This is a genomic window from Paraburkholderia diazotrophica, from assembly GCF_900108945.1.
GTDB lineage: Bacteria > Pseudomonadota > Gammaproteobacteria > Burkholderiales > Burkholderiaceae > Paraburkholderia > Paraburkholderia diazotrophica.
Genome location: NZ_FNYE01000002.1, coordinates 139,532 through 164,304 on the forward strand (window position 1 = coordinate 139,532; position 24,773 = coordinate 164,304).

The 24,773-nt window shown below is 55.7% G+C and carries 17 protein-coding genes and 1 tRNA gene; 13 read left to right on the forward strand and 5 right to left on the reverse strand.

Going from position 1 to position 24,773, the window contains the following annotated elements:
* Nucleotides 1–2 precede the first annotated feature (2 nt).
* The 3 genes from BMW76_RS03360 to BMW76_RS03370 all read right to left on the reverse strand — a co-directional run bounded on the left by BMW76_RS03360 (nt 3) and on the right by BMW76_RS03370 (nt 1,820).
* Nucleotides 3–461: an Lrp/AsnC family transcriptional regulator gene (locus tag BMW76_RS03360; protein WP_012399541.1), complete on the reverse strand. Its 459-nt coding sequence runs from the start codon at nt 459–461 to the stop codon at nt 3–5.
* Between the two features lie 91 nt (nt 462–552).
* On the reverse strand, nt 553–1,179 hold the full coding sequence (locus BMW76_RS03365) for a 3'-5' exonuclease family protein (protein ID WP_090862878.1): 627 nt from the start codon (nt 1,177–1,179) through the stop codon (nt 553–555).
* Nucleotides 1,176–1,820 carry an MBL fold metallo-hydrolase gene (locus tag BMW76_RS03370; RefSeq protein WP_090862881.1) on the reverse strand — a complete coding sequence of 215 codons (645 nt, stop codon included), beginning with the start codon at nt 1,818–1,820 and terminating at the stop codon, nt 1,176–1,178. Before BMW76_RS03370 ends, BMW76_RS03365 begins: the two co-directional genes overlap by 4 nt.
* Nucleotides 1,821–2,466: 646 nt before the next feature.
* Here BMW76_RS03370 and BMW76_RS03375 point away from each other — a divergent pair.
* Nucleotides 2,467–3,066: a septal ring lytic transglycosylase RlpA family protein gene (locus BMW76_RS03375; protein ID WP_090862884.1), complete on the forward strand. Its 600-nt coding sequence runs from the start codon at nt 2,467–2,469 to the stop codon at nt 3,064–3,066.
* Between the two features lie 90 nt (nt 3,067–3,156).
* Here the strand turns inward: BMW76_RS03375 and rsmI are convergent, their stop codons facing one another.
* Nucleotides 3,157–4,032 carry a 16S rRNA (cytidine(1402)-2'-O)-methyltransferase gene (gene rsmI / locus BMW76_RS03380; protein WP_090862887.1) on the reverse strand — a complete coding sequence of 292 codons (876 nt, stop codon included), beginning with the start codon at nt 4,030–4,032 and terminating at the stop codon, nt 3,157–3,159.
* Between rsmI and BMW76_RS03385 the strand changes: the two genes are divergently transcribed.
* The 6 genes from BMW76_RS03385 to BMW76_RS03410 all read left to right on the forward strand — a co-directional run bounded on the left by BMW76_RS03385 (nt 4,031) and on the right by BMW76_RS03410 (nt 7,995).
* The gene (locus tag BMW76_RS03385) at nt 4,031–4,513 is read left to right on the forward strand and encodes a YraN family protein (protein ID WP_090862889.1); all 483 of its coding nucleotides are present in this window, start codon (nt 4,031–4,033) and stop codon (nt 4,511–4,513) included. The two genes, rsmI and BMW76_RS03385, sit on opposite strands and share 2 nt — an antisense overlap.
* Nucleotides 4,514–4,691: 178 nt before the next feature.
* On the forward strand, nt 4,692–5,279 hold the full coding sequence (locus BMW76_RS03390; protein WP_090862892.1) for a phosphoheptose isomerase: 588 nt from the start codon (nt 4,692–4,694) through the stop codon (nt 5,277–5,279).
* Between the two features lie 20 nt (nt 5,280–5,299).
* On the forward strand, nt 5,300–6,103 hold the full coding sequence (locus BMW76_RS03395; RefSeq protein ID WP_090863581.1) for a BON domain-containing protein: 804 nt from the start codon (nt 5,300–5,302) through the stop codon (nt 6,101–6,103).
* Nucleotides 6,100–6,459, forward strand: a complete 360-nt coding sequence (locus tag BMW76_RS03400) for a c-type cytochrome (protein ID WP_090862895.1) — start codon at nt 6,100–6,102, stop codon at nt 6,457–6,459. Before BMW76_RS03395 ends, BMW76_RS03400 begins: the two co-directional genes overlap by 4 nt.
* Nucleotides 6,460–6,514: 55 nt before the next feature.
* Nucleotides 6,515–6,590 (forward strand) — tRNA-Ala (locus BMW76_RS03405).
* Nucleotides 6,591–6,780: 190 nt separating this feature from the next.
* Nucleotides 6,781–7,995, forward strand: coding sequence for a tyrosine-type recombinase/integrase (locus BMW76_RS03410; protein ID WP_090862899.1), 1,215 nt, complete (start codon nt 6,781–6,783; stop codon nt 7,993–7,995).
* A gap of 244 nt (nt 7,996–8,239) precedes the next feature.
* Here BMW76_RS03410 and BMW76_RS03415 read toward each other — a convergent pair whose 3' ends face one another.
* Nucleotides 8,240–8,698 carry a hypothetical protein gene (locus BMW76_RS03415; RefSeq protein WP_090862902.1) on the reverse strand — a complete coding sequence of 153 codons (459 nt, stop codon included), beginning with the start codon at nt 8,696–8,698 and terminating at the stop codon, nt 8,240–8,242.
* 1,335 nt (nt 8,699–10,033) lie between these two features.
* Here BMW76_RS03415 and dpdE point away from each other — a divergent pair.
* Genes dpdE through dpdJ form a run of 6 tightly spaced genes read left to right on the forward strand, consistent with a single transcriptional unit; the run spans nt 10,034 to nt 24,762 of the window.
* Nucleotides 10,034–13,105 (forward strand): protein DpdE, encoded by a 3,072-nt coding sequence (dpdE, locus tag BMW76_RS03420; protein ID WP_177200300.1) that lies wholly within the window; start codon nt 10,034–10,036, stop codon nt 13,103–13,105.
* Nucleotides 13,105–15,579 carry a protein DpdF gene (gene dpdF, locus BMW76_RS03425; protein WP_090862907.1) on the forward strand — a complete coding sequence of 825 codons (2,475 nt, stop codon included), beginning with the start codon at nt 13,105–13,107 and terminating at the stop codon, nt 15,577–15,579. Before dpdE ends, dpdF begins: the two co-directional genes overlap by 1 nt.
* 1 nt (nt 15,580) lies before the next feature.
* Entirely contained in the window at nt 15,581–16,465 is an 885-nt protein-coding gene (gene dpdG, locus BMW76_RS03430; protein WP_090862911.1) for a protein DpdG, read from the forward strand.
* The gene (gene dpdH, locus BMW76_RS03435; RefSeq protein WP_281248485.1) at nt 16,462–19,551 is read left to right on the forward strand and encodes a protein DpdH; all 3,090 of its coding nucleotides are present in this window, start codon (nt 16,462–16,464) and stop codon (nt 19,549–19,551) included. The genes dpdG and dpdH overlap by 4 nt, the downstream gene beginning before the upstream one ends.
* Complete coding sequence (locus BMW76_RS03440) at nt 19,538–20,299, forward strand: hypothetical protein (RefSeq protein WP_143062201.1); 762 nt, start codon at nt 19,538–19,540, stop codon at nt 20,297–20,299. Before dpdH ends, BMW76_RS03440 begins: the two co-directional genes overlap by 14 nt.
* Entirely contained in the window at nt 20,296–24,762 is a 4,467-nt protein-coding gene (gene dpdJ, locus BMW76_RS03445) for a protein DpdJ (RefSeq protein WP_090862920.1), read from the forward strand. Before BMW76_RS03440 ends, dpdJ begins: the two co-directional genes overlap by 4 nt.
* Nucleotides 24,763–24,773: the final 11 nt, after the last annotated feature.

Below are 24,773 nucleotides of genomic sequence, written 5' to 3' on the forward strand. Positions count from 1 at the left end.
CGTCAAAGCGGCAACTGCGTATCGAACTTGATCTCGCGCAGCACGACGCTCGTGCGCACCTGTGCGACGGCGGGAATCTTGAAGATGCGATCGTGCAGGAATGTGTCGTATGCCTTGATGTCGGGCGCGACGATCTTGAGGATGTAATCGGATTCGCCCGTCGTGCTGTAGCACTCGGTCACTTCGGGGCAGGTGGCGATTTCCCGCTCGAACTGTTCGACGCCGCCTTCCGTGTGACGCGTGAGGTGAATATGCGCGAGCGCGCAGACATGGAGACCGAGCTTTTCGCGGTCGAGCAACGCCGTATAGCGCTGGATGATGCCCGATTGCTCCATGTCCTTGATGCGGCGCCAGCACGGCGTGCTGGAGAGCCCGACTTGATCGGATATTTCCTGCACCGAACGGCGCGCGTCGAGCTGCAAAAGACGCAGGATCTTTTGAGAGAACGTATCGAGTGTCAACTGCGCCTCCGTTTTCGCGTCGCCTTTTCGTCAATGGTAGAGGCACGGAAAACGAAACGCAATCGAAGACGCCCTTGCTGAGGGAGATTCCCTAATTTCGCGCCGGGTCGTTGGCGTTTTGTGCTGAGTCGTCCCCTTCAGCATCGGACAAAATCACGCTCTGACGCGCCCGCAGGTCGGCGAGCATGTTGCAAAAGAGCGCGCCTTGCTCAATTGCATCGTCGAGCGCGACGTGCGTGTGCGGATGGTCGTCGAACCAGTGCTTCGGAAAACGCGGCTTGATGCACTTGCGATACGGCAACCCTGTCATCGCGAACGCGAGTGTCTTGATGTCGAGCGCGGACCACGAGAACGGGCAGCGGCCGGCATAACGCATCATGTACCAGAACATGAACGTGAAATCGAAGCCCGCCGGCATCGCCACGAACACGGGCTTCCCATGCAACGCCTCGACCCACTCGACATACGTGACGAGTGCCGCCTCCGGTTGCTGCAAATCCTTGCGGCACGCGGCCCACGCTTCGGGTTGCGTCTTCCACCACGCTTCCTGCACGGGATGCGGCGCCGCGCCTTCGAGCAATTCGAGATTCGCCGAGAACGTGCCGATCAGTTGCTTGTCCGCAGTGTAAGCCGCCGACGCAAAGCTCAGCATCGAATGCGGACCGGGAATCGGGCCGTCCGCTTCGACGTCGGTGCTCACATAGATTTCCACCGTCATGCGCTGACTCCATCCGCGACGTACGGATTCGTGCGCCGTTCGTCGCCGAATGTCGACGTCGGGCCGTGGCCCGGGACGAAGGTGACGTCATCGCCGAGCGGCCAGAGCTTTTCGCGGATCGAGCGGATCAGGTCGCCGTGATTGCCGCGCGGGAAGTCTGTGCGTCCGATCGAGCCGGCGAACAGCACATCGCCGACCAGCGCGAGACGATGCGCGCGGCTGAAGAAGATGACGTGACCCGGCGCGTGACCTGGGCAGTGATAGACCTCGAGCGTTTCGTTGCCGAACGTCACCGTGTCGTTGTCGTCGAGCCAGCGATCCGGCTCGAACGCATCGGCAGCGGGAAAACCGAAGCGCGTACTTTGCTCGGGCAGCTTGTCGAGCCAGAAACGTTCATCGACATGCGGACCTTCGATCGGCACGCCGTAATGCGCGGCCAGCGTCTTTGCACCGGCGCAATGATCGATGTGGCCGTGTGTCAGCAGCACCTTTTCGACCGACACTTTCTGGCGCTCGACCTCGCCCTTGATGATGTCGAGATCGCCGCCCGGATCGACGATGGCCGCTCGCCCGGTCTGCTCACAGACGAGCAGCGAACTGTTCTGCTGAAACGGCGTGACGGGGATCAGGGTGACTTTCATGAGTGGCGACGCGATGCGTGAAAAGCTCGATTGTACCGACCGTCGCGATACGCGCCATTGGCCGGAAAGCCGACTAGTGAATGCCCATTTTTACAGTAATAGTGAGAATTCATCGACGGAACCACCAGGTAGGGAACACGGAATTGTGTTTTTGCTATAATGCGCGTATTGAGCGTGGGAGACCGCGCTGTCTTTCGGGTGCGCAGCTGCCGTTTCATCATATGAAACTGGAATGAACGGTGCTGATTCACCATCAAGCAAGTGCTGTCGGGTGCATCCGACGGCAAATCCAGCATCGATTGCTTTTATCGATGCGCACGTCCTGTCCAGCCAGGTGCCACGCGCCTGCCACGGCCTCGCTGCCGTAACGCCGGATGGGGCCTACGCCGCCTTCCTGAGCGCTGTGAGTTTCCGGCGCTGAGCGTGTGAACGTTCGATGGCGGCTTGTGGGGTCTGGCGAATCTGCGGGGACAGGTTGCGTCAGACGTGAAAACTAACCGTGCGGTTGCGGCTGAATGTGCCGCGTCCGGGCTTTGTCGTTCTGCGCCAGCGTTGCGCAGCGCGCGCTGGCCCCTTGCCGCCGGAGTCGCAGGCAAACACGCAGCCATTCGCGTGATGCGGCTCGCATTTTGTATCAATTCGTATTATGAAAACTCGGCTACCCCGACGCGTTGGGAGTGTTTTTGCCTTTTTGGCACTCGCCGGCTGTGCAGTGCCTCCAGGCGCGAACACCCAAGCCAGCGGTGTGTCCGCGGCAACGAAGGACGCGCAAACCGCGCTCGCCCCGCTGTCGTACGGTTCAGGTTTGAAAGAACTACCGGATGCGGCAGCTCAGAAGGGAAAGCTCGCGGACGCTGAGCCGCTGACCGACGGTCCCAATATCGCTGACTTCCATCAGCTGGGTCGCGCGTCCTGGTACGGCCGCGGCTTCCACGGACGCAAGACGGCGAACGGCGAGCGCTTCGACATGCACGCGCTGACGGCGGCTCATCGCACGCTGCCGCTCGGCTCGTATGTGCGCGTGACCAACCCGGCGACCAACGACGCCGTCGTTGTGCGGATCAACGACCGCGGCCCATATGCGCGTGGCCGCGTGATCGATCTCTCGTATGCGGCCGCGAAAGTCCTGCACCTTGCCCGCATCGGCACGGCGCGCGTGAAGATCGAAGGGCTGACGCAGCGCGAAGCGAAGGCTGAGATGAACCAGATCCTGGCTTCGAACCAGAGCGATTCGACCGACAAATAAATCGTCCGTCATTGCCGGGATTGCTGCGGAGGGTCGATGTCCGCAAAGAGAAGACCTGCAAAAGGGCTGCGTTGTGCAGCCCTTTTTGTTTCAGTCGTCCTTTTTCAGGGCGAGCGCACGCGTGTACAACGCATTGCGCGATGCGCCCGTCAGCGCCGCCGCGATCCTCGCCGCGCCGCTCACCGACAACTCCTCCAGCAACAAGCCAAGCAGCGCGTCGTGATCGTGCTCGCCTTCGGCTTCGGCGTGTGCGCCTTCCACGACCAGCACGAATTCTCCACGCTGCCGGTTCGCATCTTCTTCGAGCCACTTAGGCCCTTCGGCCAGGGTGCAGCGATGCAATGCCTCATGTAACTTCGTCAACTCACGGCCAATCAACAGACGCCGTTCGCCGCCAAAGGCATCGGCGAGCGCCTGCACGGTTTCGATGATGCGATGCGGCGCTTCGTAGAACACCATCGCGTGCGGATGTTTCGCGAGCGGCGCGAGCGCGGCGGCGCGTTGCTTTGCTTTGGTCGGCAGGAAGCCGAGAAAGGTGAACGTCGCGACCCAGTCGCCCGCGACGCTGAGCGCGGTTGCAAGCGCGCTTGCGCCGGGCAACGGCACCACGGCGAAACCGGCTCCGCGCACGGCATCGACGAGCTTCGCGCCCGGATCGGAAATGCCCGGCGTGCCCGCGTCGGAGACATACGCGATGCGCTCGCCTGCCTGCAGATACTCGACGATGCGCCGCGCCGCTTCGCGTTCGTTGTGCTGATGCACGGCGACGAGCGGCTTAGCGATGCCGTAGCGCGACAGCAGTTGCCCCGTGTTGCGCGTGTCCTCGGCGGCGATGCGATCGACGAGGCCGAGAACGTGCAGCGCGCGCAACGTGATGTCGGCGATGTTGCCGATCGGCGTAGCCACGACATAGAGCGCAGAAGCGGGATAGTGCTGCCCTTGCGCGAGTTCGGAAAGAGGAGTCATGACACGAAAGACGCAGACACACAAAACAAGGCCGACATTGTGCCACGCAGGCGCATTCGCACGAGAGCGCACGCATGATGACGCGGGCCGCCCGAACAACTTTTCCGATGGCGCCCGGTCCAAAACCGTCGGAGCGGCATTCGAAACGCGCGCGATGACGTTTCTCCAGCGGCAGCGCTTGCGGTTCGTCGCGCGCAATGTCGTCTGTCGTGGCGGCGAAATCGATCTCGTGATGAGCGAGCCGGACGGCGCGCTGGTGTTCGTCGAAGTGCGGGCGCGTGCGCAAAGCCGATACGGCGGCGCGGCGGCGAGCGTCACGTGGCGGAAGCAGCAACGCATCGTGCGCGCCGCGCAGCATTTTTTGTCGGCACATGATGGCGCGATGCCAGCGTGCCGCTTCGATGTGATCGCGTTCGAGCGCGGACGTTTGCTATGGCTGCGCGATGCTTTTCGCGCGGACGACTGCGCTGGCGACTGCTGACGCGCCGGAATCGTAGCGTGAGTACGATAAACTTGCGGACGCGCACGGGGCTGCGCGCTATCGTATCGGAGCGCGCAGATTGGAGCGGCCGTATGCAGTCGCGCAGGGAAGGACACACACGTCCACATGAACCAGCGTCGCCGGGCGGGTGGCGCATGCAGTACACGATAGAGAGTCGATGTCAGTCGAACGCATTCAACAACACTTCCGCGACAGCGCGGCAGTCACACTCGCAGCACTAGAAAGCCTGTCGATGCCGATCGCGGCGGCCGTCGATACGATGTTTGCCGCGCTTGCGAACGGCAACAAGATACTGGCGTGCGGCAACGGCGGGTCCGCTGCCGGCGCGCAATACTTCGCCGCCGAATTGATCGGCGGCTTCGAACGCGAACGGCCGGCGTTGCCCGCCATCGCGCTGACGGCGAATTCATCGAGCCTCACCGGCATTGCCAACGACGCGTCGCTCGATCAGATCTTCGCGACGCAGATTCGCGCGCTCGGACAGCCGGGCGACGTGCTGTTCGCCATCTCGACATCCGGCAATCCTGCGAATATCCTCGCCGCCATTGAAGACGCACACGATCGCGAGATGATCGTCGTCGCGCTGTCGGGCAAAGGCGGCGGCAAGATCAATGAAGTGCTGCACGATACCGACATCCATCTTTGCGTGCCGTCCGATCGGACGGCGCGCGTGCAGGAAGTGCATCTGTTGACGATCCATAGTCTGTGCGACGGCATCGATGCCATGTTGCTCGGTGAAGAATGATTCCGAAGGAGAGCGAGTTGATGAGCGCATATCGCGTGAAGAGTACGTTTGTGAGGACCACGCTGGTGGTTGGGCTCGTCGCCGGACTGGCAGCGACGCTGCAGGGGTGCGTGCTGGCTGTCGGCGCGGCGGCGGGCGGCAGTGCGCTCGTCGCGACCGACCGCCGCACGCTCGGCGCGCAGACGGAAGACCGCGAGATTCAGGTCAAGGCGATGTCGCTGATCAGCCAGAACCTGCCGGACAATGCGCACGTCAACGTGACGGTATTCAACCGGCGCGTGCTGCTGACGGGCGAAGTGGCCGGCGAGGTGTCGAAGGCGCGTGCGGAAAGCGTCGTGCGAAGCCTCAACAACGTGAATGCGATTGTCAACGAGCTGACTATTGCGCCGGCGAGCGATTTCTCGTCGCGCAGTAACGACACGTATCTCGAGGGCCGCGTGAAGACGGCGCTGATCGCCGAAAAGAACATTTCGGCGAACAACTACAAGGTGGTGTGCGAGCGCGGGACGCTGTATCTGATGGGGCTCGTGACCGCCGACGAAGGCAATCGGGGCGCGGATGTCGCGAGCCGCGTGCCGGGCGTCGTGCAGGTTGTGAAGGTCTTCCAGTACATCCAGCCGCAGGAGGCGGTGGCTGCATCGGCGGCGACTGCTTCGGCTGCTTCCGGTGCGCCGGCCGCTGCCGCGCAACCGGAAGCCGCGGATGTGACGTCGGGGGCGGTGCCGGATTCGTCGGTGACTTCGCGTCCGTTGGAGCAACAGTCGCCTGCGCCCGTCAGTAATTCGACGTCTGTTCATCCGGGCAATCCTAAGGCGGTGCAATGAGGTTCGGCTTCTTTGTCGGGCGCATGATGCTGGGTGGAGTGTTGGTGACTTTGGCTGTGGGGGCGTTTTCGGTGTCTGCATCCGCCGCCGACACGCCGCGCGGGCTCGCGATCGCGCGAAGCAACGCGTGCATGGGGTGTCACGCTGTCGATCGGAAACTCGTTGGACCTTCGTTTCAGCAAGTGGCGGAGAAGTACAAGGGCAACGCCGGGGCTCCCGCGATGCTCGCGCGTAAGGTGAAGGATGGCGGGTCGGGCGTGTGGGGCGCGATTCCGATGCCCGCCCATCCGGCGATGAGCGATGCGGATATCCGCATCGTCGTCGATTGGGTGTTGGCCGGGGCGCCGGTTAAGTGATGCGGGTTGCTGGCTGGTGCATTAAGAATGTGCTGTGCTAGAATCGTTTGATCGTGGGGCGGTAGCTCAGCTGGGAGAGCGTCGCGTTCGCAATGCGAAGGTCGAGGGTTCGATCCCCTTCCGCTCCACCATTAAGTATTCCACGAAGTTCCGCAGAATTCCGCAAACCCCGCGTCCCGTAAGGCTCGCGGGGTTTTTGTTTCCACTTCGGGATTGTGGTTTCCGTTGACAGCCGGGGGCTTTCCAGCGCAGTTTTGGGGGCATCCGCTCGTTTTCTGAGCTCGCCGGAAATTTAGGCCCCCACGCCACGGGAGGTGTCCCATGCCTCTTACCGATCTGGAAGTTCGCCGGGCTGCGCCACGGGATAAGACGTATCGAGTCTCCGACGGCCGCGGCATGTATCTCGAGATTTCTCCTGCCGGCGGCAAGTACTGGCGCCTTAAATACCGGTTCAACGATCGTGAGCGGAAGCTGGCGCTGGGCGTCTATCCCGATGTTACGCTGGCCCACGCGCGGAGGAAGCGCGACGAGGCGCGTGCTCTACTGGCCGATGGCGTCGACCCGGGGCAGGCCAAGAAAGAGAAGAAGCGCCTCGCCCGGCTCAACGCAGCCACCACCTTCGAGGCCATCGCGCTCGAGTGGTTCGAGCAGCAAGCGCCCGGCTGGGCACCCAGCCATTCCGAAAAGATCATTGGGCGACTGAAGAAGGACCTGTTTCCGTGGCTCGGATCGCGTCCAATTGCCGACATCAGCCCGCCCGAAGTGCTCGAAGTGCTGCGTCGTGCCGAGTCGCGCGGCGCTCACGATACTGCACACCGACTTCATCAGAATTGTGGTCAGATCTTTCGCTACGCTGTGGCGACCGGGCGCGCTACGCGCGACCCAAGCGCCGACTTACGCGGAGCGCTACGACCTAACCGGCATACGCACTTCGCTTCTATTACTGATCCTCAGAAGGTGGGGGAGATGCTACGCGCCTTCGACGGCTTTTCCGGGACTTTGGTCGTGCAGTCAGCGCTGCAACTGGCCCCGCTGCTGTTCGTGCGACCCGGCGAGTTAAGGCAGGCTGAGTGGACGCAGATTGATCTGGAGCGGCGCGAATGGCGTTTTACCGTCTCCAAGACGAGGACCGAACATCTTGTGCCGCTGGCTACCCAAGCCGTGGAGATCCTGAAAGAACTGCAGGCGCTGACTGGAAAATGGCGCTGCGTCTTTCCGGGCCGTGATCGCAGAAAACCCATGAGTGGCGCAGCTATCAATGCCGCGCTGCAGCGGCTCGGCTTCGACACGAAGACCGAGATCACCGGGCACGGTTTCCGGGCGATGGCGCGGACCATCTTGCATGAGCGGCTTCGGTTTTCGGCCGAAGTCATCGAGCACCAACTTGCACACCGGGTTCCTGACTCGCTCGGCAGCGCCTACAACCGGACGCGGTTTATCGACGACCGGGTCGCGATGATGCAGGCTTGGGCTGATTACCTAGATCGACTAAAAGCGGGCGCGGAGTTCGGGCCGATCCGACCGCGACGTTTTTGAGACGAAGGTCCTAACGTGCCGAGGTTCTGGTCAGCGCTTCGTTCAGAGCGTCCTGAGCAGACAGAGTCGCGCAACGCCGTTGAAAGTAGACGCTATGCGAGCGGTGGCCCAGGTAAACGTCTGCGCAGGAATATAGATGGTTTGTCGCTACCCATCTACTACACGTTTGCCGTAACGTTCTAGCGTCGTTTGGGCGCGTCCTGATGGCGTCTATCGCCCTGATCCGTTTGTATCGCTGTCTGATTCAAAGGTCTTCGATATCGGGTCTGATTTGGAAACTGAACGTATCCTGGATGACCATCGAATCGGGTTTGTTGTTTTCGCGCTCCGTCTTTGCCTGAGGTGCAAGACTGGATTGGTGACCAGTTGTGCGCTTTGACGATTGGTTGTCGGAAGTATTCGCGCGTCTGCGAGCCCCGAATGTGCCATCCAGTCGACGACTGGTTCCCTTTCGCTTCTTCGTTTCCTGCAGTGCGTATCGAAGTGCACTGGCCGTCACATCGATACCCGCCTGTTTCGCTTGACCTATCAGTTGCTCGACCGAATAACCTTTGGCGCGAGCCGCGTCGATGTGGACGCGCACGTTCGACATCGCATCACGCACGGTCATGCGCTGCTCGGACGGCGGCTTTTCCGGTAGCGCATCGAGCAACCGGACGAACTCATCCCATTGGGCTTTCGTGTACATCTTCGGTGCGGGCATGGTGACTCTCCGTTTCCATCGGGCGATCGGTGTGTCTAAATGATCCTGCATGCCGTTGGTTAACAGGTCAACGCCGTACTAGTGCGTGTTGTGGACGTTCGCGGAGCGCCTTGGACGACAATGCGACACGCGGGAACGACGCATTTTTTTCAGTCAGTGGCGGAGGAACAACGTTAGCGTTCAGGACGTGCGTTGCCGCAAAGATACCCGTGAACTTCGATGAGATCATTTGGCTATCGAGCGAATATGTCGCGCTGGATAGCACGGCATGTGTTCGCGAATGGCTGTCGCCTCGAATTGGTTTGTGACGCGGCTCCTCGTCTGATGCGATGAGTTTTCGCGACGTATCCGGCGCTGTTCCTTGGATGTCTGCATCGCATCTACGAACCAAGGAAAAACGCAACCACGTTCTTTCCACGAGACAAGTGATCCAGTTCCGCGGTTGTTTGGTGGCGTTCGGTGCCGCTCAGGTAACGTTTGAAATTGCGCGATGGAAATAGAAGGAAATCACGGTATTGCAGGATAGGCTTGCGCCGGTTTTGGGCGCCGTCTTGTGATCGAGTTGGCTTCCCGCCTTCGCCCTCTGACGGGGCTCGCCGATAGTGGGCCAGTGGCGCACTCATGTCGCAAGGAGGCAATCAATCGGCGGACGCTTTGCAGATGACCGCGGACGACTCATTCCCTGCGATACGTTGAAAACCAAATGAGCGTCCCAGCCGCCGTCGATCGTGTGTTCGTACCACTGGCGAACAAGATGGCACAGCCCATCTGGGCGATATTGATGGATGCGTGATCATTGATACGCAAATGCATCCGTGAGCTTCAAGCCCGCCTGACCGCTCGACGTCGGATCGATGACTAACTTCGAACACAGGCTGAAACGTCGAAGTGTTGCGCTGGTGATCGTAAGTGATGACAACACAAACTGGAGCGCAGTTTCCCCTAAGCTCGGGAACGTTCAAGCGCTTGGAGCGCATTGAGAATTAGCGATGTAGGCGGATTTCAGAGGTGCCTGCACAGCGTATCAGGCCGCAAAAGTCTTGATAACGCATTGTAATGTTTATGTAATAAATAGGGGCCGGTGCGGCTGGCGCAAACGGGGCGGCCCGTATTGATTGTCCGGCGAGATTCGGATCCGTGAATGTACTGGAACTAATAATTGTATGTAGATGGTCGCTCGACGGGATTGGTGGAAAGATATCCATTGGGGGCGGTGCAGTCTCATGGTTTACATTGTAAGATTTTGTATCAGCGCCATTCGGCGCGAATGCTCGGAAAAGCTACAAATAATTAGGCAAAACAAATACGGGAGCCAGGATGAGGGCCAAGCGTGCTATGGGCGATCTGGTTCGCTCTGACGCCTTTACGGGGATTGGAAAGGTTGTTGGGCGAACCGAAGCAGGGTTGTGTGAAATTGGCTTTTTCGAGTCTCCTTGTGCGATTGAGAGTCGAATCATTCTCGTCAGAGAATCCGTCCTTCAGCCAGTTCTGTTATTGGACGAAAGCATCGTATATTGCAAAGATCAATCGTCAGGACTTTGGCGACGCGGACGATACGGTGGACCGCGGCCGGAGGGCAAGCACTTGGTGATCTTCCGGTCGGAGGACGCCGATGTTTCTGTAGTCACACTTGCCGAAATTTACTGTCTCAATCTCGCATCGAATGAGTTTCTCGATCCAGTGGCCTTTCTTGCCATGCGATCAAACGATGCACCGTATTTTGCTCCTCGCAGACAGGCGTTTCTGAACGCGTATCTTGCGCAGCGTGCCGCCTGTCGATCCATCTCTGCGATCCCCAGCAGCAATGTTGAACTTGAACCGCATCAAATTTCCGTAGTTCGGCGGGTCCTACAAGACAAATATCCGAAGTATCTGCTTGCCGACGAGGTCGGATTAGGGAAAACCATCGAGGCTTCCTTGATTGTTCGTGAACATGTAATGGACCGACAAAAAGAAGCCCGTGTTCTGATATTGGTACCTCAAAGCTTGGTTTCGCAATGGCGAGACGAATTGTCCCTCAGATTCCATTTGGGCGACCTGCTAGAAGGGGCACAGCAGGACAACGCACTGATCAGAATTCGAGCCTTCGATCAGGATGGATTCGAACCGGACGAGGCATGGAATCCTACGATGCTCGTCATTGATGAGGCTCATCAATTCGCACATTTCGGTTGGAGCGCTGTCTCTGCGCAGCGCGCACTTTTCGTGTCGATCGCTAGCGCGTGCAAGACAGCCGAGATCGTTTTGCTGCTGTCGGGCACGCCATTGAACGGCAACGAAAGAAACTTTCTTGCGATGCTGCATTGTTTGAACCCCGATGCATACGAGCTATCTGAGGCCGGAGTAGCTCGCTTTTCTAGTCAGGTTAAACAGCGCGAATGGCTTGGAGGCCTTCATAGTGCTCTGACTGCCGATAACTCAAATGCAGCATTGGAAAGCATCGCGGGCGAGCTAAAGGAAAAGTTTCCAGAGGATTTACGTCTTGGGCATTTGATCGATGCGTTGCTTCCCCTTGTGGATTTTTTTGCTGAGGAAGCGGGGGAAACCCGAAGCCAAGCGATTGATCAACTTCGCGTATATATTAGCGAGCACTATCGTCTGCATCAACGCCTCCTTCGCAATCGACGCGAGGCGAAGCATCTGCAATACCTTTTTCCTGGCTTAGATGGCTTACGTCGAAAATACTTTTCGAGCGAGGCGAGGGTCGCGCCGTTGGAGGCTCTGCTAGAGGCTTACCGATCTGAGGCGTTTCATGCTCCTTCGCTGTACGCGTCAATGACCGTAGATCGATATTTGCAGTGGATTGATGACCTACTCGATGCTCCGTTCCTCGTCGGGCAGAGAGCTCGAAATGCCATCGAAGGCGATGCGAGGGAGATTGGTCAGGCTGAGTTGGAGATATTGGAAGACCTCGTGGAGCAGTCTCTGCGTGAACAGGGAGCAAAGGATCAAGCGCTCGTCGATGGCTTGGCTGAGTGGTTTGAGCAAAACCCCTCAGGAAAAGCAGTGGTGTTCTGCGGCAGCAGCGCCGTCGCCGACCACGTGTTCAAAGTTCTCGATGCGAACTATGACGCGGCGGTAGAGCGCTACAAACCGAGTCAGCTGCTTCAGTTCCTTCAACCGATGAGCAGCATAAAACTCCTAGTATGCGATCAACATGGGGAAGATGGTCTCAACTTACACGGCGGTCGCCGGCTAGCGGTGCACTACAGCATACCCCGCAATTTCAGCCGTATCGAACAGCGATTGGGTCGCCTGAACCGATACAGCGCGAATCTCAGAGGAGTACGCCCGGTAGAAAGCCTCGCACTACTGCCGGAGAACGTAGGGGTAATCCGACATTGGGTAGACCTGTTAGATGTAAATCTCGAATTGTTCGAACGGACCGCGGCTAGTTTGCAGTACCTGCTCGAAGAGAAGTTCGAAGCGACTTGGCGAAACGCACAAACACTTGGCGACCAAGCCCTCCTCGCCAGCCAACTCGAGTTTAGCGAGGAAAGCGGATTGCTGCATCGCGAGCGACAGCGTATTCGCGTGCAAGAAGAGTTACTCGCGCTTGACCCGGACGTCGCTGGCGCTACGGAGTTTGCGGACGAGATATCAACTGCAGAAGCGAGTGCCGCCGAGCAGGGTGAGCAGATGTCTGATTGGATAACAAACGTCCTTCGGTTTAAGGTTGAAGGAAAATTGGACGAACAATTTCGCCTTTGTTTCCGCCTTCCTTCAGATGAGAACGGTAGCGGGAGAACTTTGGTAGACGCTGGCACTTTTGTCGCATCTTGTATCACCGGCATCGATCGCCAAAGCGGAAACCCGCCAAAAACTTCGATGATGAGCTTTTCGCGGCAGAACATACTCGGCGACGCAGACGCTTACCCATTTAGATATGGGCAGCCGTTTCTAGACTCGGTTTACCGGCTTTTGGCGACAGACTCACGGGGGGCAACCAGTGCCTTTTTGCGAGTCTATGAGAGAGGCGCCATGACCGCGCCGAGGGCCTATTTCCGCCTGAACTGGCTACTCAGCTTCTCGGCGCCCGGTGATACGCGCGTCCAGCAAAGAAGAGGAGACGAATTTTTCCGTCCCGCAGTTATTAGCCATTGGTTAGGCGAGGACGGCGCTATTGTGACGGACGAAGGAAAACTCCGGGCGCTGGAGTTTCCGTATAAAACAGAGAATCGCGGTTTCACCGACTTAAACATGCGCCACAATTTGTGGGACGAACTAGACCCCATCCTTCCCGCTACTCAGTGGCAGAAGTTGGTAACGGAGGTTGCCGCGAGTAGCCGCATCCTAGTTCTCGGATTACCTGAATTCGCTGGCGTGATCGCACATTCTCCTAGTTTACAGTTGATGTCGATGCACGCGGTGATTGTTTGCTCTAAAAATCTGTTGGAGACTGCTTGATGCAGTCTGAATTCAACGCTTTGAAAAAGTTGGTTCGCGAGCGAACCTTCCAGATCTCCGAGACTCGATTTCGTGAACCATTTTTCGGTCGTCTCCTCACTGTCTTCGCCGATCCATCCGCGGGTCCGGCTGATCGAGCTGCTGCTTGTCGCGATGCGATTGGGTGCGCCGCAGCAAATCGTTTATCTAACCCGGTCCTTCAGATTTCTCGCGACCTGATTCCATCAAAGTACTTGGCTGCCGCTGGGCTTCAACTTGAGGATCTTACTGGGGCCGTGAGCTTAATGCAGCACTTGAGCGAAGCCGAGAGCGCAGTCTATGGAAGACGGCGACGTCGTTATTTGAAGCCTTTGAGTATGGACGTAGCCCTGAAATCAGCGTTGGGTGCTACGGCCTTTACCGCATACAACGGCGCAGGGCAACAGGCTGCTATAAGGGCTATATTGACGTCACCGATGGACAGCACGGTTATTGTCAACTTACCGACCGGCAGCGGTAAAACGTTAGCTATTCACGCACTTAGTGTTTGCGCGACACCCCAAGCTTTGGTACTTGTCATTGTTCCAACAATCGGTCTGATGCTCGAACAATCAAAAAGGGCGACAAGCGTACTGAAGGGAGCTGGCCTCGATCACGGAGGTAGCTATGCATGGTTCGGCGAGCAAGCGGAGTCCGAGCGCGAAGAGATCCGCGAGCGGCTTGCTCGCGGAACACAGAGAATTCTATTTTGTGCACCGGAGTCTGCTCTTGGTTCACTGAGGCCGCTGCTTTTCCGGATCTGCCAGCAAGGCCTTTTGGGAGCGTTGGTCGTTGACGAAGCGCATCTGATCGATCAGTGGGGTGCGGCGTTCCGACCCGAATTCCAACTTTTATCGCCCTTATTTCGTTCGCTCAAGCAACATTCGCCTTCGGCGATTCGCACACTTTTAATGTCTGCGACGCTCAGTAATTCCACGCTAGAAATGTTGCGAGACGCGTTTGTTTCGACAGACGATGAGCCTATCGTAGTTCATGCTGGCTTTCTTCGTCCGGAGCCGGACTTCAACATTTATCGTGCATCGTCACCAGAAGATCATACCCGTGCAGTGGTGAAGGCCGTATCAACATTACCGCGGCCGCTCATTCTTTATGCCACCTCGCCTGCGGACGCCGAGGCGTGGAAAAAGTTGCTGTCGAAACAAGGCTTTGAGCGAGTAGGTATTTTTCACGGGGAAACCAGTACCTCAAAGCGAGATGGACTTCTCAATCAGTGGGAAAACAATACCTTAGATGTTATGGTCGCGACGTCGGCGTTTGGCGTTGGAATGGATAAGGCCGACGTGCGTAGTGTCGTGCACGCGGCAGTACCCGAAAATTTAGACCGCTTTTATCAGGAGGCCGGGCGCGGTGGACGTGACGGCAATGCCTGTTGGTCTTGGCTAATCTATAGCGATGCACAATTAAATGTTGCAAGGTCGTTATCTGCACAGAAGCTAGTGACGGTTGAGCTGGGCCTCGACAGATGGACAACCCTCTTGCGAGGAAAAATAGATCAGGAAGACGGCTCATTCACGATTTCGAAATCGGCTTTACGCAGGTCACTTCCTCGGAACAGCGAGGGAAATGAGCAGTGGAATCTTAGAACGTTGTTGCTAATGCAACGAGCAGGGCTGATCAATCTGGGTTTGTCGCCGGCCAGTGCAATTGATGAACAAGGCGTGCGATTGGAGACAGACTCGGCGCGGTCGCAGTATTTTGACCGCTACTTCGATGAACTAGTGGTGCAGGTGAGAAACGACGCTCACGCCGCTGTCGAAGTCTGGAATAACGTAGTTGAGCCAAGGCGAGCGCTGGAAAAGGGCTACGCGGCTGACGGCTTCAAAAAATTGACTGAATGGCTTGATGATCCAAATCGACCACTATGTGATCTGTTAGAAACGTTCTATCGGTCGGGGGGGATATCGCCCGAGCGCGCCTGCGGAGGGTGCCCGGGTTGTCGAGCGACCAAAAGGGAGCCCTTCACCCCCACGCTCGGAATGGCCTTCAATGTGAGCGGTCTGCACTTTCCAGTGCGTCCCGAATGGATGCCGCCGTCAATGCTATTGAGAATCCGCTATAGGTCTGACCATATTCGTGGAACAGGCGAGCGTGCGCTGGCGCATGAGTGGCGAAACTGGTTGCACAGTCTTCTGGCAAGTGGCCAGGTGAGGGCGATCCGTGCGAATCGCAGGTTTCTGGATGAAATATCTCGAGATGCATCGATTCAGTCGGTCCCCTTCTGGTGTGCCCTGGAACCCGGAGATTCTCCAGGGGAATGGCCTGAGGTGGTCATCGTCTCGCCCGCCGACGAGAACCTACCAGTTATCGGAATTGATGATCCACCGAGGCTTCTTATAGCGCCTGATACCCTGCCCGACGAACGTTATCCACACCGAACATGGTGGGAGTGCTATCCGGAAACTAAGTCGCTGGAAGAGTTTCTCCGAGGAATTTGACATGTCGATCGTAAATAACGCACATCCCGGCAGCAGCCTTGTTTTATTGAACCTTATCGATCGCTATTTGCTGGCGAGGGGGAAACCCGTGTCCCGTGTCGAAATGTTGACAACTTTACGGCCGGATAATCTACCTCTCACGGAGAACGCAGAGAAGCGCTTTGAGTGGAATCTTAACTTTTGGCTCGAGCAGGGGCTCTGGGCGACGTCGGAAGACGGAGCCATCTCACTCGTTCCGAATCCGCAACATCAGGATCTACCTACTCGGTTGCTTGCGAAGATTGTATCGAACACCAGCACATTTAAGGACGACGAAATACTGGAAGGATCACGCACCGAACCGTTTCTTCGAGCAATCACTAGTCTGTTGCCGCAGCGAGCTTTCACGTTTCTTGGTGGAAAGACCCTAGGATCGAGCAATGCTGCCGAAGTGGTTAACAACTTCCTTCCTGGTAAGAAGCTAAACGAAACTAACGAACTTTCCGGGTTTCTTGCTTTTGCGGATTTTCTGGGTTTTTTAGAGCCGGTCGAAAAAGCTTACGTGATTGATCCCACAAGAGCCATTAAACCGTACCTTCCAACAATTTTTTCTGACGAAGGTCGGCTCCCGATCAAGACGGTGGTCGAGCGTCTTGGCGTGTATTTGCCAATGCTGGACGGCGGTAGATATCGTAGGCTTATAGAGCCGCTAATGGAGGGATTCGAGTTCGACGAACCGTACGAGATAAGCGCCGCTTTGAGCCACGCCTTGGTGCGGCTAGAGAGTTCGTTCCAGATACGGTTGGAGCGTCCTTCCGATGACTCGACATCCCTCAATTTGCAACTCCCGGGCCAAGCTCAGCGTTCGGTCGGGGAGGTCCACTATATTAGCCAGAATAACGAATGAATCCCATAACTTATTGGCCGACGCGAGATCACGTCCTTCAATGTATCAGGACTGAAGCGGAGGAATTGGCCGAGCCCGTTCTACTCGCGGTTCACGAGTCGATGGAGTTGGAGCGAGTAGGCGCAGGCGAAGATCGACTGTGCAATGAGCACGACCTCCTCCAGCACTTCTTGACGGTAGAAAGACCGATTCCGATTATTGGTCGATCAGGCGTCGGAAAGTCACACCTGATTCGTTGGCTTGAAGCGCGTTTGAAAATGCATGAGGCGTCGTCGAACTGGCATATTGTTCGAATACCAAAGAACGCCAGCTTACGTCAAGTTCTCGAAATTCTTCTCGACAGATTGGAAGGTGAAGAGTTTGACAGCGCGCGGGGGCGGATAGCCTCCGTAGGAGATTTGCTTCGGACGGAAGAGGTTGCTGACCTGTTATTGATGTTTATGGCACAGCAACTGAACAGGTTATATGAACAGGCGACAGACGAGATCGCGAAATCTCGAGATGAGGCACGAGCGCTGTCGACAGAAGACAAAGATAGACTCAAAGCTATTAGTACTCATGCCCGTCCAGGCCAAGGGCTGTCCGAGCTAATTACAGATCCAAACTTCAAAGCAAGTTTGCTACAGCCAACTCATTGCATTTATCAGTTTGCGCGTCGCCTTACGCAGGGAGCTAGTGACGATGAACTGGTTAGAAACGAGTATGAACTAAAAGAGGAAGACCTCGACTTCAATTTTAACCTGCACGATTTGTCGGCCAAGGCGCGGCAGTACGTGAGTCAAGCGCAACTCAACACCAGCACAAATGCAAGGAACTCCGCAGTGCGAGTGTTGAATGAAGTACTTGGACAGGCAACGCGGAGAGCATTTCAACATCTCTTCAAATTCGACGGTGGTAGCTTCCAGGATCTCTTCAAGGACATCCGTCGTACCTTGAAGATGCAAGAACGTACGCTCGTCGTTCTTGTTGAAGATATGGCAGCGATTTCCGCTATCGAAGATGTACTTGTAGATGGCTTACTCGAAGAATCGGTACGGGATGGTGAGCAGGTGTTGTGCACGCTTCGCTCTGCAATCGCCGTGACTGACGGATACCATGGGTATGCGCGGCGAAAGGATACAATCAAGACGCGCGCCATCTATGAGTGGTTCATTCGTGAGCAAAGCGGAGATGCGGGGCAAACATCGACGCGAATCCTAAATTTTTGCGCCCGCTATCTGAATGCTGCGCGACATGGTAGCTCTGAACTCACGCAATCGTGGAGAAATCGGGGCGCCGCCGAGTGGCCGCCCCGTTGGGACGATGTAGACGTTGATAGCGACGTTATCGAGGCGTTCGGATACGCTCCATCCGGAATCCCGCTCTACCCCTTTAACCGGTCCGCTATCGAGGCACTGGCCGACAGGTATTGCAGAAAGGGCGACGAACCCTTGAAATTCAACCCCCGACAGATCCTCAATGAAATTCTTCTTCGGACGCTAAGAGATCATCGCGAGGAATGTCGACAAGAAAGATTCCCTGTGGCGGGGTTTGGCGAAATCGCGGCTGGTGCGGGACTTACTGAGCTATACGTGTTGGACGAGCCTGCTCGATGCTCGACCTTTGCGGCAATTTGGGGGTACGGTTGCCACTCAATCAGCGAACTCCAATCTGAACTAGATCCGAAAATCGCGAGTACATTCGGGCTTAGGGGGATGGCAGCGTTACTTTCACAGCAGCCCGTCGTTGGTCAGAAAAATGCGAGCACGACAAAAAATATCGCCGCGAACTCGATAAAACCCCGAGCCGGGTCGGCAGCGACAGGCGATGCAAAACCCTCTGCTCAACCTGTTGGCGACCAGGTACCCGCCACTGTCTCTCTGTGGTTTCAACGCAGACAGCAACTTGGTCAGGAAGAGGCGAGACTCCTTCGTGCCGGATTGGACCGTATGTTTCAACAGTATTGCAGAAACGAATGGGTGGGTTTGGCAGAAAAACCAAAAATTAAAATTGGGTCAAGAATACAGATCGAAGTGCCGTTTGCGCTTGGCAACGCGCTGGGGTGGACGCTAAAATTTTGCGACGAAACGGATTTCGATGACCCGCTTAAGGCTGCGGTTCTTCAAGGCGCAGCGATAGCACTGTTGCGCTATGAGTACATAAACGAAAAGACACCGGGCATCGGATGGCGATACGTGGATGGCTTCGTCGATTTCTTGAGGTACCAGAATTTCGCTTCGATCTGGGTTCCTTATGCTATGGGGTTGTTATCTCTCGAAGTAAGGAAAGTCATTCCCGAATTAATGGGCATACAGATATCGGCAGCCAAGGAAGTAGGCATCATTGGTCAAGACAAAAGCGGACAGTACGTAATGAACGTACTGTTACAAAAGGCCGAACATATAGCCGCCGTCACAAAACCGGCGGCTGCCCCAGCGGTACGCGAAGCTCGATCACGTGTTATCCAATCTTGGAATGCTCAGCGACAAGCTTGGTTAAGTTTGGTCGCGTTCAATGATCATGGACTGGACGGCGACTTGGCGATGGATGGTATCGCGCAAGCAGAAAAACGCAGAGCCAATGGTCAACTTGTTTCTTTGGACAGATCCATAAGCGATCAAATCGCTCCAGCAATCGAAGCATTTCAGAGTTTGGCGGAGTGTACCCGACAAGAGCAGTTCTATGGGCTACTAGGCGAAATGTCCCAAATGATCGATAACATAAGCAAAGACGGTGAGCATTACCCAACTAATTTCTCGGCACAAGAATTTCCCAGTGCAAGACGTTTCAAATCAATGCTCAAGAACCTTCTTGATGCCGATACATGGGCAACGATTAAGCTCACGCTAGCACTTCAAAAGGAGCCCGACACGTTGAGGCGTCTGCAGATAGTCAACCAGATCGACGGCGATCGACTGAAGCAAGCTGTCGAAGCTTTCGATTGGTGGAAAATATTCTATGCGTACGTCTCTCACCGCCTGGAGGCTAACAATGCAGAATGGGGCGCCGAGTCGCTGCATCGGGCACAAGAGGGAATTGCACAACTTCTGCAGGAAGCCGAATCCAGCTTGATCGGTCTACAGGGGATTCATCGTGCGGACGCTTGAACAACAATTGCTCACGCTACGCGAGCAATACCAACTCAGCCGCTCGGCAGGGAAGGCACATGAGGCAATCAAGGACTGCTCGGAGATATTTTCTCGCCTAAAGCCCGTCATTGATGCGTTGTCGATGTCGATTAAAAATCAATCCGTGCTCGAAGCACTACCAGAAAACGCGCCGGAGCGAGTTGACTTCGACAACGAACTCCAGCGATTACGAGATCATGCCGCGTCAAATCTCTCACGATTCACTCAGGCTTGGACTTCACAAAAGTCAGAGGCACGACAAGACGATTCGTTGAATGCGGTTACCGATTCGCTTCGTCATTTGTCGCTGTCTATCGACCAGCATCTTCAATCTTGCTGGACGAACTGGATCGAGAGTCTGCGTGGAACATTTATAGTTGAGCAAGTGATACTTGATACACAACGCGACATTCCAGGGTTGGAGCAGTCATATACGAGATACATCGAATTACGAAAGCAATTTAAATTGCTTTCGAGCCAAATACCGGATGCCGTCAGTTCGTTATCCGACTTGCAAAGTATCGCGAGGGCAATGCGCGCGGAACGTGAGGGCATGAAATTTGATTTGCCTCCCGAAGTCGACGCGTTCTTCAAAAGGCTAAATCAGCATGATGGGGCGGGGAAGGTTCCCTTGTCGGAAATGTCGCCCAAAATATTCGACTGGCTTAGAGAGCAGGGACTTCTGGCCAATTTTTCGATTGAACGATCAAGGAAGCTGTACCAATGACCATATCACTCCCCGATCTGAGACGATGTCTGGACAAATTTGAAGAGATCGAAAGCACTCTTCTTACGTGGGGTGACACAGGAGGCATGTTCAGCGAGGCCGAGGTAAAGGCAGTTCTCGTCGCTGAGATGCCCGAGAATGATCCACTCGATGTGTTAATCGAGTTGGAAAGGCATGCCATGCTGGTCGAGTCTCCGCATCCAGAGGGCCTCGAGAAGATGTACCGCACACGAATGGGAGAGGCCGCGCATCTATACAGGAGTTCGCGTCAATGGTTTCTCAATAAGCCCATTGACCAATCGAAGACGTTGGTCTCGGATTTTAGGTTCATTAGGCGGACTCGCGGCTATCCGAGGCGAGACCGCGACGCAAATCAGTTCGTGGCGAGAGTGTTGGAGAATGCGCCGTCTGCAGAGGTGAATTCTCGAAAGGAGACCATGCGGGCACTGCTTGACGATGAGGGGGCACCTTTTTCGTTGTCAGGTTTTCAGGAGCGCGCTACAGGTCGGATTCTGAAAGCTTGGGATCATCATCGTCGGGGGGCCGCTCAACCCACTGGAACGATAGTCTGTGCAGGTACCGGAAGCGGAAAGACCCTGGCCTTCTATTTACCTGCGATCACCGCCCTGTCTGCAGAGGTCTCAGTAGACGATAGAAGGCGCGTACGCATTTTGGCCGTCTACCCCCGTCGTGAATTGCTGAAAGATCAGTTCATGGAGACATGGGCGCAGTGTCGAAAACTCGACAGCGTGACACATCTTCACGGACGAAAGATTCGGATCGCCGCACTTTTCGGTGATACCCCGAAAGATGTTGCGAAAGCATATGCTTCCGCTGCCGAGAAGAGAGGCAATCTTTCGTTCGATTTGATGCGTTGTCCGACCAAGGGCTGCGACGGAAAAATGGAGTGGAGGTTCGAAGCGTTAAAGTCCGGAATTGAAAAACTTCAATGCAACAAATGCAGTCACTCAGTAACTTCCGACGAAGTCGCGCTTACAAGAGAATCTCAGGCAAAACTTCCACCTGATATTCTTTTCACAACCACGGAGATGCTCAATGAACATTTGAGTAATTTTAGATTGAACCATCTCTTCGGCGTCGGGCAGCATGCTGGACCTAACCTTGTACTTTTGGATGAGGTGCACACCTATGGCGGCAGCAGCGGAGCGCAGTCGGCGTTTCTGTTGCGTCGGTGGATGAAGAGAAGTAACTGTAGACCTCATTTTGTTGGCTTGTCGGCTACATTAGCGGACGCAACGAGCTTCTTTTCCGAGTTGATTGGAGCCAAAGCAGAGCACGTTGAACTCGTTGAGCCATTGAAAGAGGAACTTGAGGATAGCGGTGCAGAATATTTAATGGTCTTACGGGGTGACCCAGTCTCTCAAACTGCACTTCTATCGACCACAATTCAGGCGAGTATGCTAACACGCCGTGTATTGGATAATCACGATCGCCGATCCGAAGGAACATGGGGTACTAAAGCATTCATCTTTACGGACGATCTTGACGTCAATAATCGTTTGTACCATCAACTGGCTGACGCTGAAGGTTGGCAAACTAGCTTCAGAGGGTTGACGCCGACCAAGCCCACTCTCGCAAGCCTGAGAGGACTTCAGATCGGCCTAGATCGAACCGGTCGATTGAAGCGCGTTCGCTTCGGCCAAGATTGGAGGGTCGGTCTTAGTATTGGTCATTCGATGAGAGCGGATGATCGAGCTAAGGTTGGTAGAACTTCGAGTCAAGACGCAGGCGTGGACTCCAGCGCTGAGTTGATCGTTGCGACGTCGTCGCTGGAAGTCGGATTCAATGATCCCTCGGTGGGTGCCGTTTTGCAGCACAAGGCTCCGCGAGACATGGCTTCATATCTTCAGCGCAAGGGACGAGCTGGAAGATCGAGAAGTATGCGCCCATGGATGATCGTTGTGCTCTCCGACTACGGCCGCGACCGCGTAGCGTTTCAACGTTATGAAGATCTACTTGACCCAGTCATCAAGGGGAGCCGCCTGCCGCTTTCGAATATACATATTCAGAAGATGCAAGGTGCGATGGCTGCGCTCGATTGGATCAGCTTGCAACTGGGCCATGGATCTCTAGTCAGTATTCTCAAATATCCAAAGAAGCGCGAGGCGGATTTAGCCAAGATACAGTCGCTGATCGAAAAGGTCTTCGTGCCGGGTGATGTGCAAGATCAGATGGTCAAGTACATAAAGGATGCTTTGAGAGTAGATGAAGCGGCGATGCAGAAGATTCTTTGGGCATCGCCTCGTTCGCTTATGCTTGAGTTTTTACCAAGTCTTCGCCGGCAAATATCGACGAGCTGGGCGGAGTATGGAACGCTGTGGAAGGGGCTACCACATGGCAGGTCGCCGTCCCCGGAATTTATACCCGATGCGCTGTTTGCGGCCCTTAATGTTCCAAGTTTGTTTGTTTCGCTTGAACGCGGAAGTAAAAGTGTGCCGGTTTGGGAGGGTTTGGCCTTCTTCCAGGGGCTGCGTGAATTCGCGCCGGGACGAATATCAAAAAGGTTCGCAACCGATAGTAATCTCGACACCGACTGGCTCGTACCCCCCGCCTTTGCACCAACGCCCAATGTCGAAGAATTCGTAGACTTCGAGATCGCCGACGCTTTCGGGGAATCGATCGTAGAGGAAGCTGAAGTAGAAACCGGTGCGTGCGCAAATATACGTGTATTGCGCCCTATGGAAATCCATACAAGAAAGCTTGATAGACGCTTGCAACTCTCGGAGAAGAGTCACGCACAGACATTGTGGGGAGTGCAATTTGCGGTCCCCGATGCTACACCCGTCTACCCGTCCCCCTCCGGTTCTTGGGAAAACAGCCTCGCGGATGTGACGTTTTGTATGCATCAGCACATGACTCAGTTAGAGGTAGTTCGGTATAGCCTCGGCGCGACTGCTTCACTTCGTTTCAAGGATGGAAGTGAGGCTCAAACGACCTTTGAATGGAAGCGTAACGGAACTCCCGTTGCGATCGGAGCACGTCAATGGGTGGATGGGGCCAGATTCCGATTCCGCCTACAAAACGAAACTATTGCAAGGGGGCTCGAAGATGAGTGTGTTCTCCGAGCGCTTCGGCCCGTACTCTTTCGTCAACAGCTTTTGAGTCTCGATCATTTTCGTAGGGACCCTTTCCTCGCCGACTGGGTGAGTGAGTGCTTCATGGCGGCCCTTCTCTCAGAAGTGTTCGACCTGGCTGGGTCGGAGTTGACAAATTCGCCAACTCTTCGCGAGGCAATTCAACGGTTGAGACAACCTGACGGCATAGAGCGACTAAGAGCAATTCCGGGAAGCCTGTTTCAGCCCGACGATGCAGACCACAACGCGATAGAACAGGAGCTTCAGGCAGCATTGCGGGAGATACTGTCGAACGATCACTTTCTTGATGCGCTGTTCGGGTGTAGCGATCTTCTATGGCGAGAAGGAGCGGAAATTGGCACGCTCGTCGCTACAGCGCGGGAGATTCTTGCGAACACACTCGCCGCCACCGTTCAGCAGGCGCTATGCATATTGCTTCCAGATGTTGACGAGAGGTCGTTGCTCGCAGACGTTGTCTGGAAAGAAGAGTGTTTGGAGGTTTTTCTCAGTGAGATCGAGCCTGGAGGAGCTGGCATCATCGGTCGACTCTCCGAACAGTATTTCGATGATCCGATGCGGGTCCTAAATGTGATTACCCGTGTTTTGCAACCGAGTGACTATGAGCAGATTGACTACGATCTCTATGATCTGCTGAGTAGGTCAAACTCAAAACCCGAGATTCGGGCGAGTCTGGCGAGCCTGCGATCGTCCTTGGACATGAAGCATCGTCGCGAAGCGAATGAGCGCTTTCGAAAGATCGTCGGCGATGAGGGTTTCGCCTTGAGCCACAGTTTCTTAAGTGTCTTGCACTCAAGAATCCTTAGACCGGGCAGTAGTGCCGAGACGGATAAGAATATCCTTTCGTTGCTTCACAAGTGGCGCACGATCGAAGCCACCAGTAGAATCGAATGGCCTCTGAATGTAGCCGCTCATGCTCTCGCGAGAGCGCAACTGGGACCTGACGTGCAGACTGCTCAATTGTTCCGGACATATTGCAACTTTCAAGGGTTGCTTTGGCCACGAGGTCACACTGTTCGACAGTCGGCATTGAACTATTACAGCCCTTTCTCTCGGTCTCCGTTGAGAACGGAGCGTTTGCTGGCGGCGAAATTGTTCGAAGACCACGCTCCAAGAGTCGAGTTCTCGGAAAATTATCTGAGGGAATTGCATGCGGCGCTGACAAATGCGGGGCGTGCCGAGCTTGTTGTTTCGCGATCGCAGCAAGGTCAGATACTGCGCACCCTCGGGGAAATCCAAGTTAAGCCTGTCGATCATCTGGGTTTGCTACTCTATCCGAGGATCGCGGGTCTTCGACGGGAGCTTGGTGCCGTTGTCTTGCGAATTGAACTTGGAGAAGCACTGCAATGAAAGGACAAGAC

Coding starts and splice junctions, on each gene's coding strand:
- dpdG (WP_090862911.1), top strand. CDS start 15,581: ATGTCGATCGTAAATAACGCACATCCCGGCAGCAGCCTTGTTTTATTG.
- BMW76_RS03415 (WP_090862902.1), bottom strand. CDS start 8,698: ATGCCCGCACCGAAGATGTACACGAAAGCCCAATGGGATGAGTTCGTC.
- BMW76_RS03365 (WP_090862878.1), bottom strand. CDS start 1,179: ATGACGGTGGAAATCTATGTGAGCACCGACGTCGAAGCGGACGGCCCG.
- dpdF (WP_090862907.1), top strand. CDS start 13,105: ATGCAGTCTGAATTCAACGCTTTGAAAAAGTTGGTTCGCGAGCGAACC.
- BMW76_RS03385 (WP_090862889.1), top strand. CDS start 4,031: ATGACACGAAAGACGCAGACACACAAAACAAGGCCGACATTGTGCCAC.
- BMW76_RS03375 (WP_090862884.1), top strand. CDS start 2,467: ATGAAAACTCGGCTACCCCGACGCGTTGGGAGTGTTTTTGCCTTTTTG.
- BMW76_RS03410 (WP_090862899.1), top strand. CDS start 6,781: ATGCCTCTTACCGATCTGGAAGTTCGCCGGGCTGCGCCACGGGATAAG.
- rsmI (WP_090862887.1), bottom strand. CDS start 4,032: ATGACTCCTCTTTCCGAACTCGCGCAAGGGCAGCACTATCCCGCTTCT.
- BMW76_RS03370 (WP_090862881.1), bottom strand. CDS start 1,820: ATGAAAGTCACCCTGATCCCCGTCACGCCGTTTCAGCAGAACAGTTCG.
- BMW76_RS03400 (WP_090862895.1), top strand. CDS start 6,100: ATGAGGTTCGGCTTCTTTGTCGGGCGCATGATGCTGGGTGGAGTGTTG.
- BMW76_RS03390 (WP_090862892.1), top strand. CDS start 4,692: ATGTCAGTCGAACGCATTCAACAACACTTCCGCGACAGCGCGGCAGTC.
- dpdE (WP_177200300.1), top strand. CDS start 10,034: ATGGGCGATCTGGTTCGCTCTGACGCCTTTACGGGGATTGGAAAGGTT.
- dpdH (WP_281248485.1), top strand. CDS start 16,462: ATGAATCCCATAACTTATTGGCCGACGCGAGATCACGTCCTTCAATGT.
- BMW76_RS03395 (WP_090863581.1), top strand. CDS start 5,300: ATGAGCGCATATCGCGTGAAGAGTACGTTTGTGAGGACCACGCTGGTG.
- dpdJ (WP_090862920.1), top strand. CDS start 20,296: ATGACCATATCACTCCCCGATCTGAGACGATGTCTGGACAAATTTGAA.